The organism is Rhodanobacter glycinis (assembly GCF_006438785.1).
In the GTDB taxonomy this organism is placed as follows: Bacteria; Pseudomonadota; Gammaproteobacteria; order Xanthomonadales; family Rhodanobacteraceae; genus Rhodanobacter; species Rhodanobacter glycinis_A.
Genome location: NZ_RCZB01000002.1, coordinates 244,039 through 256,744 on the forward strand (window position 1 = coordinate 244,039; position 12,706 = coordinate 256,744).

The 12,706-nt window shown below is 68.0% G+C and carries 12 protein-coding genes; 7 read left to right on the top strand and 5 right to left on the bottom strand.

Annotation, left to right across the window (positions count from 1 at the left end; genetic code table 11):
• Nucleotides 1-3 precede the first annotated feature (3 nt).
• Complete coding sequence (locus EAH75_RS09175; protein WP_140648330.1) at nt 4-1,395, bottom strand: MBL fold metallo-hydrolase; 1,392 nt, start codon at nt 1,393-1,395, stop codon at nt 4-6.
• Between the two features lie 186 nt (nt 1,396-1,581).
• On the opposite strand from EAH75_RS09175, the gene EAH75_RS09180 reads away from it, so the two are divergent.
• The 6 genes from EAH75_RS09180 (at nt 1,582) to EAH75_RS09205 (ending at nt 6,726) form a co-directional block, all read left to right on the top strand.
• Nucleotides 1,582-2,988 (top strand): GGDEF domain-containing protein, encoded by a 1,407-nt coding sequence (locus tag EAH75_RS09180; RefSeq protein ID WP_140648331.1) that lies wholly within the window; start codon nt 1,582-1,584, stop codon nt 2,986-2,988.
• Between the two features lie 328 nt (nt 2,989-3,316).
• Entirely contained in the window at nt 3,317-3,589 is a 273-nt protein-coding gene (locus EAH75_RS09185; protein WP_140648332.1) for a PepSY domain-containing protein, read from the top strand.
• 26 nt (nt 3,590-3,615) lie between these two features.
• Nucleotides 3,616-4,212 (top strand): cytochrome b/b6 domain-containing protein, encoded by a 597-nt coding sequence (locus EAH75_RS09190; RefSeq protein ID WP_140805216.1) that lies wholly within the window; start codon nt 3,616-3,618, stop codon nt 4,210-4,212.
• Between the two features lie 4 nt (nt 4,213-4,216).
• Nucleotides 4,217-4,891 carry a response regulator transcription factor gene (locus tag EAH75_RS09195; RefSeq protein ID WP_140648334.1) on the top strand — a complete coding sequence of 225 codons (675 nt, stop codon included), beginning with the start codon at nt 4,217-4,219 and terminating at the stop codon, nt 4,889-4,891.
• Nucleotides 4,888-6,267: an ATP-binding protein gene (locus EAH75_RS09200; protein WP_140805218.1), complete on the top strand. Its 1,380-nt coding sequence runs from the start codon at nt 4,888-4,890 to the stop codon at nt 6,265-6,267. The genes EAH75_RS09195 and EAH75_RS09200 overlap by 4 nt, the downstream gene beginning before the upstream one ends.
• A gap of 36 nt (nt 6,268-6,303) precedes the next feature.
• Nucleotides 6,304-6,726: an OsmC family protein gene (locus EAH75_RS09205; protein WP_140805220.1), complete on the top strand. Its 423-nt coding sequence runs from the start codon at nt 6,304-6,306 to the stop codon at nt 6,724-6,726.
• 82 nt (nt 6,727-6,808) lie between these two features.
• On the opposite strand, the gene EAH75_RS09210 is transcribed toward EAH75_RS09205, so the two are convergent.
• The 4 genes from EAH75_RS09210 to EAH75_RS09225 form a co-directional block, all read right to left on the bottom strand.
• Entirely contained in the window at nt 6,809-9,340 is a 2,532-nt protein-coding gene (locus EAH75_RS09210; protein WP_140805222.1) for a cation-translocating P-type ATPase, read from the bottom strand.
• Nucleotides 9,341-9,442: 102 nt separating this feature from the next.
• Nucleotides 9,443-9,880, bottom strand: coding sequence for a universal stress protein (locus tag EAH75_RS09215; RefSeq protein ID WP_140648338.1), 438 nt, complete (start codon nt 9,878-9,880; stop codon nt 9,443-9,445).
• Between the two features lie 59 nt (nt 9,881-9,939).
• Complete coding sequence (locus EAH75_RS09220; RefSeq protein WP_140805224.1) at nt 9,940-10,377, bottom strand: universal stress protein; 438 nt, start codon at nt 10,375-10,377, stop codon at nt 9,940-9,942.
• A gap of 27 nt (nt 10,378-10,404) precedes the next feature.
• Nucleotides 10,405-11,166, bottom strand: coding sequence for a glucose 1-dehydrogenase (locus EAH75_RS09225; RefSeq protein WP_140805226.1), 762 nt, complete (start codon nt 11,164-11,166; stop codon nt 10,405-10,407).
• A gap of 195 nt (nt 11,167-11,361) precedes the next feature.
• Between EAH75_RS09225 and EAH75_RS09230 the strand changes: the two genes are divergently transcribed.
• Nucleotides 11,362-12,609 carry an NnrS family protein gene (locus tag EAH75_RS09230; protein WP_140649565.1) on the top strand — a complete coding sequence of 416 codons (1,248 nt, stop codon included), beginning with the start codon at nt 11,362-11,364 and terminating at the stop codon, nt 12,607-12,609.
• The last annotated feature ends 97 nt before the right edge of the window (nt 12,610-12,706 follow it).

Consider the following 12,706-nt stretch of genomic DNA (forward strand, 5'->3'; position numbering starts at 1 on the left):
TGCTCAGTCGATCTTGATCGGCTCGTGCAGGCCCGGCAGCTGGCAGCTCACACCGCGGCCGGTCAGGCAATCGCGCATCGCCTGCATGCCGCGTTCGTACTCGCCGTGCACCAGCAGTACCTTGCGGCGGGGTGCATTGCCCAGCCAGGCCAGCAACGCCGGTTGATCGGCATGTGCGGAGAAGCCGTTGATCGTCCACACCTGCGCGCGTACCGCAATCTCCTCGTTGAAGATGCGCACCGTCGCGGCGCCGTCGACGATCCGGCGCGCCAGCGTGCCCTGCGCGGCATAGCCGACAAACACCACGCTGCTGCGCTCGCGCCACAGGTTGTGCTTCAGATGGTGGCGCACACGGCCGCCATTGCACATGCCGGAGCCGGCCAGGATCACCGCGCCGTCCTCGATGCTGTTGATCGCCATCGACTCGCTGGTGTCGCGGGTGAAGTGCAGGCCGGGCATGGCGAACGGATCGCTATGCTGCAACTCGGCGAGAAAGTCGTCGTCGAAGCACTCGGAGTGGCGGCGGAAGATCTCGGTGGCGGAGATCGCCATCGGCGAATCCAGAAACACCCGCACGTGGGCCGGAATCGCCCCGCCGAGGATGCCGCGATGCAGGTAGTAGAGGATCTCCTGCGTGCGCTCCAGTGCGAAGGTGGGAATCACCACGTTGCCACGGCGCGCCAGCGTGTCGCGTATCGCCTGGTACATCTCCTCGATGGAATCCGGCACCGAGCGGTGCGGGCGGTCGCCATAGGTGGTTTCCATCACCACGTAGTCGGCGGCCGGCGCGGGCACCGGATCGCGCAGGATCGGCCGACCCGGATTGCCCAGGTCGCCGGAGAACAGCAGGCTGCGGCGCAGCGTGCCGTCGTCGACGTCCAGCAGGATCGAGGCCGAGCCGAGGATATGGCCGGCGTCGAGGAAGCGCGCGCTGATGCCGTCAACGACGGGTACAGTGTCGTTGTAGCCGACATCCGGGCCGAAGAAATCCAGTGCGTGCAGGGCGTCATCCAGCGTGTACAGCGGCGTCGTCGCCGTTTCGCCGCGGCGATTGGTGCGTTGCGCCCGGCGCGCATCCTCCTCCTGCAGGCCGGCCGCATCGAGCATCACCACGCGGGCCAGTTCGCGGGTGGCCGCGGTGGCGAGGATGCGGCCACGGAAGCCGCGTCGCACCAGCAACGGAATCCGTCCGCAGTGATCAAGGTGCGCGTGGGTCAGCAGCAGCACGTCGATGCTGGCCGGATCGAAGCCGAATGGCTCGGCATTGCCGCGCTCCACCTCCGCACCGCCCTGGAACATGCCGCAGTCAATCAGTACCCGCCGCTCGTTGCAGGTGATCAGGTGGCAGGAACCGGTGACCTGCCTGGCGGCACCGTGGCAGCTGTAGATGATCATGTTCGTTTTGCCCGTGGTTGCAGACGTTCGGCCAGTTTATGTCGGGACTGTGGCAGGGTGGCGCGGGAGGCGGATTGATCGGCGTCAACCGTAGCGCCGCCGCCGATCGGTGGTGCACCGTTTGGTTGCGTGCCATCGTCCGGTCGCGGATTGACAGTTGCGGACTTACCCGTCAGCGAGGTGACCATGATTGAAGTGCCGTTCCATCAGGATTCGCAGGTCGTTCGGGGCTTCATCCGCTTTTCGCGCACCATCGCCGTGCTGATGATCGCGGTTGCATCGATCGTGCTGGTGGCCTGGTGGTGGGACGCGCGACTGCCGACCGCGGTGGTGCCGGGGCAGCGTTCCATGAAGGTCAATGCGGCGATCGGCTTCGCCCTGTCCGGCAGTGCGTTGCTGCTCAGTCAGGGCTCCGGGCGCGTGCGATCGCGCCTCGGCCCCTGGTTGTCACTGGCCGTGATGGGCATCGGCCTGGCCACGCTCGCCGAGTATGTCTGGTCGCTGGATATCGGCATCGACCGGTTGCTGGATGATTCGTTCGCGCGCCAGCCAGATCCATTGTCCGGGCGCATGGCGGAGCTGGTCGCCACGGCGTTCGTGCTGCTCGGCGGTCTGGGTGTCATGGTATCCACGCGGCGCTGGCTGTACTTGCGCGAAGGACTCGCGGTCGTCCTGCTGGCCATCGCAATGACCGGCCTGGCCTCGTACGGATTTGCACTGGCGGGCAGGGACAGCGGGCCGTTCAATCGGGTGCCGATCTACACGACACTCCTGCTGCTGCTGGCGACGCTGGGCTGGATAGCCTCCACACCCACCATCGGCCTCACCCGGGTGACCACCGCCGACACGCTGGGGGGCGCGTTTGCGCGCCGTTTGCTGTTGCCGGCGTTGTTGATGCCGGTGATCGTCGCCTTTGTCTTCGAGATGTTGCAATCCCGGCTTGGCTTGTCGGAAGCGTTGGCTTTTTCATTCGTGGCCTTGTTCAGCGGCGGCGCGGTGGCCTGGCTCGTGTGGTGGGTGGCGACCTTGCTGGATAAACTGGAACGCCAGCGCCGGAAATCCCTGTTGCTGCGCAACGATGCCGACACCGACACTTTGACGGGACTGGCCAACCGGCGCGCGTTCGACGATGCGCTGGCCAACCTGTTGCGCGGGCAACGCGAGCATGACATGAGGTTCTCGCTGTTGATGCTCGACCTGGACAGGTTCAAGAGCTACAACGACGATTTCGGCCACCTCGCCGGCGACGAGGTCTTGCGCATCACCGGGCATCTTCTGGGGGCCGCGCTGCGCCCGTCGGATCTGGCCGCGCGCTACGGCGGCGAGGAGTTCGCGTTGCTGCTGCCCGATACCGATGTGACCCGTGCCGGCGAGGTGGCAGCGCGCATCCTCGATGCGTTCCGCGGTTTTGCATGGCCGCAGCGCGCGGTCACCATCAGCATTGGCGTGGCGCAGTCCGCCCCCAGCGATGGCAGCACGGATCTGATCCAGCGTGCCGACGCTATGTTGTATGACGCCAAGCACGCGGGGCGGGACAGGGTGATGGTGGCAACAGCGGTCGTGTCTCCTGGGGCGGTCCGATCGGGGACCTGACGCGCACTTCGCACCGGCATTTCCGCAGCTGGCGTTGCCGGCCGCACCGGGCCGGTGCGGGCGTGCAGTAACGCGGTACCGCCGGTCATCCCGCGGGATCGCTCGCGCGGTTAGAGCTGCGCCGTGCGGCACTGTGCGCGAGACCTTTGCCCGGCCACCCGTTTCGACGCGCCCCGGAGCGCCGCATCGCCTGTCTCGTGCCGACGGATGGCACTCACATCCGGCCCGCCCGAGGGCATGTGTGCAACGGGCCGCGCCTTAAGACCCACGTAAGCCACCCCGGTTGCAATGCCACCCAAGGCAATCATGCCGAAACCGGAGACGCATCATGAAACGCATCGTCATCGCACCCCTGTTCCTTGCCGCCGCCGCGCTGTCGGCGTCCGCCTTCGCCGCACCGCAATGCACCAGTGCACCGCGTGCGCAGTGGCTGACCGAAGCGGCGATGAAGCAGAAGGTGCTCGACCAGGGCTACACCATCAAGGTGTTCCAGGTCTCGGGTAACTGCTACGAAATCTACGGCAAGGACAAGGCCGGCAAGAACGTCGAGATCTACTTCGATCCCACCGACGGCCGCATCGTCAAGAAGAAGGGCGGCTGATCAACCACTGACGCGAGGACAAGCCCATGAATGCCATGGTCAAGGTGTGGGATCCGCTGATACGCGTATTTCACTGGTCGCTGGCGGGCTTGTTCCTCGCCAATTTCTTCACCGAGGACGGCGAGCTGGCCCATCGCGGGATCGGCTACGCCATCCTGGCCCTGCTCGCCGTGCGTTTCGCGTGGGGCTGGATTGGCACGCGGCACGCGCGCTTCGGCGACTGGGTGGCCGGCCCACGCCGCGTGCGCGGCTATCTGCGCGATCGCCTGGCCGGCCGTTCGCGGCGGCAGCTGGGGCACAACCCGGGCGCGGCGGTGATGATCCTGGCCCTGCTCGCCGGCGTGCTGCTGGTGGGCGCCACCGGCTGGCTGCAGACCACCGACGCGTTCTTCGGCACGCCCTGGCTGGAGGAACTGCACGAGCTGCTGGCCTACGGCGTGCTGGGGCTGGTCGTCGTGCACGTGCTGGCGGCGGTGGGCGAGAGCGTCCACTACCGCGAGAACCTGGTCGCTGCGATGATCCACGGCCGCAAGCGCGCGCTGGGGCAGGATGCCGCAGCCGGCGGAAAATCACCGCGACTTGCGGCAAGTCAAGTGAGCCGTCCAATCACGCGACAAGAATGAGGCCATGCGCATCCTGCTAGCCGAAGACGATCGGGCACTGGGGCAGGCGCTGGCCGACGGCCTGCGCCAGCTCGGCTATGCGGTGGACTGGATCACCGACGGCAGCCAGGCCGCCGCCGCGCTGGCCGACACCAGCTACGCCGCCGCCGTGCTGGATTGGAATCTGCCGCGCAGCAGCGGGCCGGCGATCATCGCCGGCATGCGCCGGCGCCGCGACGCCACCCCGGTGTTGCTGCTGACCGCCCGCGACGAGCTCGCCGACCGGGTCGCCGGGCTGGATGCCGGCGCCGACGATTACGTGGTCAAGCCGGTGCATCTGGACGAACTGGCCGCCCGCCTGCGCGCGCTGCTGCGCCGCGCCGCCGGCCAGATCGAGCCGGCGATCCGCGTGGCTGGACTCGAAGTCACCCCGGCCGCGCGTGTGGCTACGCTGGAGGGCACCGCGCTGGACCTCACCGCGCGCGAGTACCAGTTGCTTGAAACCCTGGTGCGCCATCCCGGGCGTGCCTACTCGCGCGACCAGCTGGAAGAAGCCCTGTACGGGTGGGATCAGGAAGTGGCCAGCAACGCGGTGGAAGTGCACATCCACCACCTGCGCCACAAGCTCGGGCCGGGCTGGATCCGCACCTTGCGCGGCATCGGCTACGCGATCAACCGGTCCGGCGGGCCGGCCGCATGATCCGCCCCTCGCTTAACCGGCGGCTGGTGCTGCGGCTGGTGGCCGGCATCGTGCTGGTGTGGTGTGCCGCCGGCGGCTGGCTGGCCTGGCGCAGCCTGCACGAGGTCGACGAGATCTTCGACCAGATGCTCGTGCGCACCGCCGCCAGCGTGTTCGCGGTGATGCCGGACACGGCGGCACGCGTCGGTGCGGTACGCCTGCCGGACAAGAAGCTGGTCGGCTCGGACGCCACCGCCCAGCGACCGGCCATCGTGCTGCGCGATGCCCGCGGCGAACTGCTGGTCGAAAGCGCCGAGTTGCCAGTGCTGCGCTTCGATCCGGGCGACGCGCACTTCCATTCGGTCACCCACGAAGGACGGCGCTGGCGGGTATTCCAGCGCTGGGACGCGCGGCACCAGTACTGGATCCAGGTCGGCGCGCCGCTGGACGAGCGCGACGAGTTGATGCGCAAGCTGCTGGCGCCGGCGCTGCTGGCCCTGCTGGCGCTGCTGGTGCTGGTGCCGCCGACGGTGTTCGCCGGCTTGCGCAGCGGTTTGAAGCCGCTGCGCCGGCTGACCCGCAGCCTGTCCGCCGGCGCCAGCCCGATGGCCGCCTCGCTCAACGACGAACGCGTGCCGGTCGAGCTGGCGCCGTTCACCGAAGCGATCGACCGGCTGGTCGATCGCCTCAAGCTCAGCCTGGAGCATGAGCGCCGCTTCACCGCCGACGCTGCCCACGAACTGCGCCATCCGCTGGCGGCGCTGCGGCTGGAGCTGGACCTTGCCGGGCGCGGGGACGATGCGGCCGCCCGCGCGCTGCATCTGCAGCGATCGCAGGAGGCGCTCGACCGCATGCAGCGACTGGTGACCCAGTTGCTGCTGCTGGCGCGCGTCGAGAAACTGACTGAGCTTGACGACGCTGGTCCGTTGCGCCTGGCGAGCGTGGCCGAAGCCGCGCTGCGCGACGCCAGCGAGCATGCGGCGGCGCGCTCCATCGAGCTGTCGCTGGACCACGACGGCAACGACTTCGTGCTGGGCAGCCGCGGCCTGCTCGGCATCCTGGTGCAGAACCTGCTCGACAACGCCTTGCGTCACGTGCCCGACCACGGCCAGGTGAACGTGCGCGTCGGTGGTCATGCCGACGGTGTCACGCTCGAGGTGGATGACGACGGTGCCGGCTTCGCGTCCACCGATGCCGCGCGGCTGGGCGAACGCTTCCACCGTCCCGAAGGCAGCGTGGGTGAGGGCAGCGGGCTGGGCCTGTCGATCGCGCAGGCGATCGCCAGCCTGCATCACGGCCGGCTCGCCTTCGGTCGCTCCGCTCTGGGCGGTGCGCGGGTTAGTCTGAGCCTTCCACGCGTGGCGGGCGCCGCGCCGCATGTACCCGGATATGTCTGAGCCACCGGGCTCCCATGGATGTCCGCGGAGAATCCCATGACCGAAACCACCCGCAAGCTGAGCTTCCAGGTCAGCGCACGTCGAACCGACGCCCACGGCAGCGTCGCCCGCTGCAAGGATGCCGAACTGTCGCTGGATACCGACCTGGCCGGCCGCATGGATGCGTTCAACCCCGCCGAACTGCTGCTGGCCGCCTTGTCGGCCTGCATGATCAAGGGCATCGAGCGCGTCACGCCGATCCTGAAGTTCCAACTGCGCGGGGTCGAGGTGCGCGTGCATGGCGTGCGCCAGGACGTGCCGCCGCGCCTGGAATCGATTGACTACGAGATCCTGGTCGACAGCGACGAGAGCGAGCAGCGACTGGCCCTACTGCACGACAACGTGCGCAAGTACGGCACGGTGTTCAACACGGTCGCGCCAGGCACCCGCCTTTCCGGCGTGCTGCGGCGGGCGGGTTGAAGCACGGCCAAGGCCGTGGGCTCGTTGCGCGATGGGCGCAATCGCCTCCACTGCGCGCGGCACTTCGGCGTGCGCGGTCGCATCAGCGTGCTGCCGCCTCGCGCAGGCCGCAGTGCGTCATGCGGCGCAGGAGTTCCAGCCACGCCATGGCAGCGGCCAGCATCCCGGCAATGGCAAGCAGCATGAACACGCCTGGCACCGCCAGCCCCATCACATTGCGAAAGAAAGGTACCCCGACCACGACTGCCAGCATCAGTGCCACGCCGCCGAACATCCGCCACAGCCAGGGGTTTTTCGCTGCGGTGCGGGCCAGTGCATGGTGGGACAGGTCGCGGTTGGCCAGGGTCAGCAGGAACAGGCCGATCACCAGGGCGATGAACACGGCGCTGCGGCCTTGCGCAGCGTCGAGGCCTCGGCCGAGCAGCAGGCCGTAACCGCAGAGCAGGATGCCGGCGAAGCCGAGTCCCTGGATCACCGCGTAGTGCAGGTTGGCGGCGGCGAACGGGGAGTCCGACGGGGCGCGCGGCGGCCGCCGCATGATGTCGTCGGCAGCGGGCTCCGCCTCGAACACCACCGAGCAGGCCGGATCGATCAGCAGCTCCAGCAGCACGATGTGTACCGGCATCAGCAGCACCGGCCAGTGCAGCAGGGCGGGCACCAGCGCCAGCGCGATGATCGGCACGTGCACGGCGAACACGAAGCCGGTGGCCTTGGTGATGTTGTCGTAGATGCGCCGGCCCTGGCGGATCGCCGCCACGATGCTGGCGAAGCTGTCGTCCAGCAAGACCAGGGCGGCCGCCTCGCGCGCCACGTCGGTGCCGCGTTCGCCCATCGCGATGCCGACGTCCGCGGCCTTCAGCGCGGGTGCGTCGTTGACGCCGTCGCCGGTCATCGCCACCACCTCGCCACCGTCGCGCAGCAACTGCACCAGCCGCAGCTTCTGCTCGGGCTTCAGTCGCGCGCACAGGTCCACTTGATGCAGGCGCAGGCGCAACGCGTCGTCGTCGAGGGCGTCGATCTCCGGGCCGGTGATCACCTCGGCGCGTTCGCTCAGCCCGACCTGGCGGGCGATCGCGCGCGCGGTGACCGGGTGGTCGCCGGTCAGCATGATGATGCGCACCCCCGCGCTGCGGCACTCGGCGATCGCGGCGGGTACCTCCGGGCGTGGCGGGTCGATCAACCCCACCAGGCCCAGGAAGCGGAACGTGAAGTCATGCTGGCTCTGCGGCCACGCGTCACCCTGCCACTCGCCGCGCGCCACGCCCAGCACACGCAGGCCACGCGCGGCCATGGCCTCGACCTGGCGCAGGATCACTGCCGCGTCGGGCGCCGCCAGGTGGCACAGGTCGATCACCGCCTCGGGTGCACCCTTGGTCGCCAGCAGGTGTTGCGTACGCACCTCGCCGCGGAACACGCGGGTCATCGCCAGGATGTCCGGTGACAGGCCGTACTCGATTTCCGACGACCACTGCGCATGCACGTGCTCGGTGTCGGTGAGCCAGTGCAGCCCGAAGCGGCTGATCGCCTTTTCCATCGGGTCGAACGGATCCGGCGGCGTCGCCAGCATGGCGAACTCGACCAGTTCGTGGAACGGCTCGGGCAGCTCGCTCGCGCCGGCGTCGCAAAAGTCCGCATCGGCCAGCCCCAGTTCGGCCACCTGCATGCGGTTCTGGGTCAGCGTGCCGGTCTTGTCCACGGCCAGCACCGAGATCGCGCCGAGTGTCTCCACCGCCGGCACGCGCCGGGTCAGCACCTTGTGCTTCGAGATGCGCCAGGCGCCCAATGCCAGGAACACCGTCAGCACCACCGGGATCTCCTCGGGCAGGATCGCCATGGTCAGCGCCACGCCCGACAACACGCTTTCGATGAAGGTATGGCCGTCCCACAGCCAGCTGAGCAGGCAATAGGCGATGGCCAGCAGCAGGCCGGCGATAGCCAGGTTGCGTACCAGTCGGCGGGACGCCTGCTGCAGGCGGGATATCGGCTCGGTGGTTCGGGCCAGTGCCTGGCCTATGCGTCCCACCGCGGTGGCGGTGGCGATGGCGCTTACTTCGGCAACACCCACGCCGCGGGTCACCACGGTGCTGGCGAACAGCTGGCCGCCGGTCTCGCCCGGCGACTTGGTGAGCGGAACCGACTCGCCGGTCAGCAGCGATTCGTCGACGTCCAGATCGCCCTCGCGCAAGACGGCATCGGCAGCGACACGATCGCCTTCATGCAGCACCAGCACGTCGCCGCACACCACCTCGCGTCCGGGGATGCGGATCTCCTGCCCCGCGCGAATCACCAGCGCACGCGGCGCGGACAACTCGCGCAGCGACTCCAGCGCGCGCTGCGTCTTGCGCTCCTGCACCAGGGTGATGCCGATGATCACGAAGACCGACGCGAGCAGGAAGGTCGCCTCGGCCCGATCGCCCAGCGCCAGATACAGACCGCCCGCCACCAGCAGCATCAGGAACATCGGCTCGGTGAGCACGCTGATGGCAATGGCCAGGATCGGCTTGGGCGTGCTGCCCGGCAGCAGGTTGGGACCCTCGGCGGCCAGCCGGCGCGCGGCCTCGGCCGGATCCAGCCCGGTCAGGCTGGCGGGTTGGGGCGGTCTCACGGTACTCATGCGATCTCCTGGCGTGCGCTGTTGCCGTCCACGGAAAGCGGCCGACGATTGCTCACCGGGCCGCGGCCGGGTATGGCGCATTGACCGCAACTACCGTGTCCTTCAACGACAGACCAGCACCGGAACATCGGCCAGCAGCAGTGTCTTCTGCGTCACGCTGCCCAGCAGCAGCTTCTCGATGCCGCGCCAGCCATGCGTGGCCATCACGATCACGTCGCAGTGGTACTTCGAGACAGCGGCGGCAATCGCGCATTCGGGGCGACTGTCGATCTCGTGACTCCCCACGCAGGCAACCCCGGCGTCCTCTGCGCGCCGCTGCACTTCGGCCAGCACGCGTTCGGCGCTGGCCACGGCGCGCTCGATGTACATCGTCTCGTTGGCCTGGGCGATCGCCGCGAAATACGTCACCGCCGGAAACGGTGGCAACACGTGCAGCGCATGGATGCGGGCACCCAGTGAGGCAGCCAGCGCGATGCCGAGGTCGACCGCGTGCAGTGATAGTTCGGATCCGTCGACGGGCAGCAGGATGTGCTTGAACATGGGTGTCTCCTAGGTTACGTCGCTACGTTCGAGCGCCGCGGATACCGGTGGGCGCCGGCTCAACGGCAGACCAGCACGGGGATCTCGCTTTCCAGCAGCACCTTGTGCACCTCGCTGCCCAGCAGCAGCCGGGTGAAGCCGCGCCAGCCGTGCGTTGCCATCACTACCAGATCGCAATGCTGCTCGCTCGCGGCGCGGATGATCGCCTCGTGCGGGCGATCGTCGAACACGTATTCGGTGGAACATTCCATTCCGGCTGCCTCGGCCATGCGCCGCACCTCGGCAAGGTATTGCTCGGCGCGCACGGTGGCGTCCTGGGTGTAGGTGATCTCGGTGGCTGCCAGCATCTCGGCCATGTAGGCAATGGTGTGATACGGCGCAATCACATGCAGGGCGTACACCCGTGCGCCGCAGGTCCTGGCCAACTCGATGCCGAGCTTTGCCGCGCGCAGCGACAGATCGGAGCCATCAGTAGGCAGAAGGATGTGCTTGAACATGGCTGGTTCCTCGACAGGGATGAATATTCAGCGGCAGGTGTAGCCGCCATCGATGACCAGCTCGCTGCCGGTCATGAACTTTGACTCGTCCGAGGCGAGGTAGACCACGCCCCAGGCGATGTCGTCCGGTTCGCCCATGTGGCCGAGCGGATGCAGCGCGCCGACTTCGCGCCGGTGCTGCTGCGCGTCGCCACCCATCGCGGCGAGGTGCTGTTCCACCAGCGGCGTCCAGATGAAGCCGGGGTGGATCGAGTTGACCCGGATGCGGTCGGCTGCATAGATCAGCGCGTCGGTCTTGCTCATCAGCCGCACCGCGCCCTTGGACGCATGGTAGGGCGGCAGATCCGGCGCGCCGACCAGACCGTAGATCGACGACAGGTTGATGATGCTGCCGCCGCCGGCCGCGCGCAGCGGCGCGATCGCATGCTTGGTGCAGAAGAACACGCCCTTCACGTTGACCGCCTGCACCCGGTCCCACTCGGCTTCGGTGAGCTCGTGCGTGGGCTTGTTCGCCCCGGCGATGCCGGCGTTGTTGACCAGGACGTCCAGCCGTCCAAATGCCGCCACGGTACTGGCGATCGCAGCCGCCACTTCGGCCTCCGCCGACACGTCGGCGTGGAAGTAGCGGGCGTTGTCGCCAAGCTGCGCGGCCAGCTTCCGGCCGATGTCGTCGTGCAGGTCGACGATGGCTACCTGCGCGCCGGACTCGATCATGCGCGCGACGCAGGCGGCTCCGATGCCCACCGCGCCGCCGGTCACCAGTGCCACCTTGCCACTCAGCCTGCCCATGGTCGTGTCTCCCGTGTGGATGGGTGCAGCGTGCGCGACGCGGCGCGGACCGGTGTTGACCGGGGTCAATTGAACGCCACGTTGCGTCGGCGAGCAGCACCGTTCTGCGCTGCCGCGGCAACTGATGCAGGTCATGGCCGCCACCCCCGTCAATCTGCCAACATGACGAATCGTTCTCATTCGAGCTGGCTCACCATGGCTGAATCGTCCACTTCCAACGTCAAGCCGGCGACGTTTGCCGAACTGCCGGCCCTGCTCGCCTCGGCGCCGCACCGGCTGCTATTTCTGGCCGGCTCCGTTGCGGTGCTGCTGAGCATGGCGTGGTGGGCGGTGGAGTTGACCTGGATGCGCTTCGGGCTGGGCAGCTGGCCGCAGCCGACGATCTCGCCGGCGTATGCCCATGGCATGCTGATCCAGTACGGCATGTTTCCGCTTTTCATGTTCGGCTTCCTGCTGACGGTGTTTCCGCGCTGGTTGAACCAGCCTTCGCTGCCGCGTTCGCGCTATGTGCCGGTGGCCGGCCTGGTATTCGGTGGCTATGTACTGGCCAACGTGGGCCTGCTGGATCTGCCGTGGCTGCTCAAGCTGGGCTTCGTGATGATGCTGGCCGGTTACCTGATCGGCCTGGTCACGCTGGCGTCGGTGCTGCGGGCATCGCGCGATCGCAACGATCACGCACGCTCGTGCGTGCTGGGCATGGCGCTGGGCACGCTGGGCCTGATCGCATTCATCGCCTTTCTGTTTGGCGCACCTGACGAGTGTGCGCAACTGGCCGTGCGGATCGGCACTTTCGGCCTGCTGCTGCCGATCTTCTTCTCGGTGACGCACCGGATGCTGCCGTTCTTCAGCGGCAACATGATCAAGGGCTACACGGTGGTCCGCCCGCGCTGGAGCCTGCCGGTGGTGTGGGTGCTGCTGCTGGCGCACCTGCTGCTGGACTGGCGCGGCGCGCTGAGCTGGTTGTGGCTGGCCGACATTCCGCTGGCGCTGGTGTTCGCCTGGCATGCGCTGGCATGGCAGCCGTGGAAGGCGATGCGGCCCGGCGTGCTCGCCGTGCTGCACCTGTCCTTTGCGTGGCTGCCGGTGGCCTTCGCGTTGTATGCCGTGCAGGACGTGATCTACGCCATGCGCGGCGAAATGCTGTTCTTTCGCGCGCCGCTGCATGCGCTGGCGATCGGCTACTTCGGCTCGATGCTGGTGGCGATGGTGACGCGCGTGACCCAGGGTCACTCGGGCCGGCCGATGCAGATGGGTGCGGTGCCGTGGGTTTGCTTCGCGCTGTTGCAGCTGGTGGTGCTGGTGCGCATCCGCGCCGAGTTCGGCGGCGACGTCTACCTGTGGCTGGTGATCGCCGCGTACGGCTGGTTGCTGGCGTTCCTGCCGTGGGTGCTGCGTTCGGCGTGGATCTACCTGACGCCGCGGGTGGACGGCAAGCCGGGTTGAAGCAGGGCGAGCCAAGAGCTGTGGCAGGGTGACGCAGCGACGCCCCGAATCATTCCCGTTTGACCCAGGTCAAACACGACATACTGCGTTCTCATAG

Coding starts and splice junctions, on each gene's coding strand:
- EAH75_RS09175 (WP_140648330.1), bottom strand. CDS start 1,395: ATGATCATCTACAGCTGCCACGGTGCCGCCAGGCAGGTCACCGGTTCC.
- EAH75_RS09180 (WP_140648331.1), top strand. CDS start 1,582: ATGATTGAAGTGCCGTTCCATCAGGATTCGCAGGTCGTTCGGGGCTTC.
- EAH75_RS09185 (WP_140648332.1), top strand. CDS start 3,317: ATGAAACGCATCGTCATCGCACCCCTGTTCCTTGCCGCCGCCGCGCTG.
- EAH75_RS09190 (WP_140805216.1), top strand. CDS start 3,616: ATGAATGCCATGGTCAAGGTGTGGGATCCGCTGATACGCGTATTTCAC.
- EAH75_RS09195 (WP_140648334.1), top strand. CDS start 4,217: ATGCGCATCCTGCTAGCCGAAGACGATCGGGCACTGGGGCAGGCGCTG.
- EAH75_RS09200 (WP_140805218.1), top strand. CDS start 4,888: ATGATCCGCCCCTCGCTTAACCGGCGGCTGGTGCTGCGGCTGGTGGCC.
- EAH75_RS09205 (WP_140805220.1), top strand. CDS start 6,304: ATGACCGAAACCACCCGCAAGCTGAGCTTCCAGGTCAGCGCACGTCGA.
- EAH75_RS09210 (WP_140805222.1), bottom strand. CDS start 9,340: ATGAGTACCGTGAGACCGCCCCAACCCGCCAGCCTGACCGGGCTGGAT.
- EAH75_RS09215 (WP_140648338.1), bottom strand. CDS start 9,880: ATGTTCAAGCACATCCTGCTGCCCGTCGACGGATCCGAACTATCACTG.
- EAH75_RS09220 (WP_140805224.1), bottom strand. CDS start 10,377: ATGTTCAAGCACATCCTTCTGCCTACTGATGGCTCCGATCTGTCGCTG.
- EAH75_RS09225 (WP_140805226.1), bottom strand. CDS start 11,166: ATGGGCAGGCTGAGTGGCAAGGTGGCACTGGTGACCGGCGGCGCGGTG.
- EAH75_RS09230 (WP_140649565.1), top strand. CDS start 11,362: ATGGCTGAATCGTCCACTTCCAACGTCAAGCCGGCGACGTTTGCCGAA.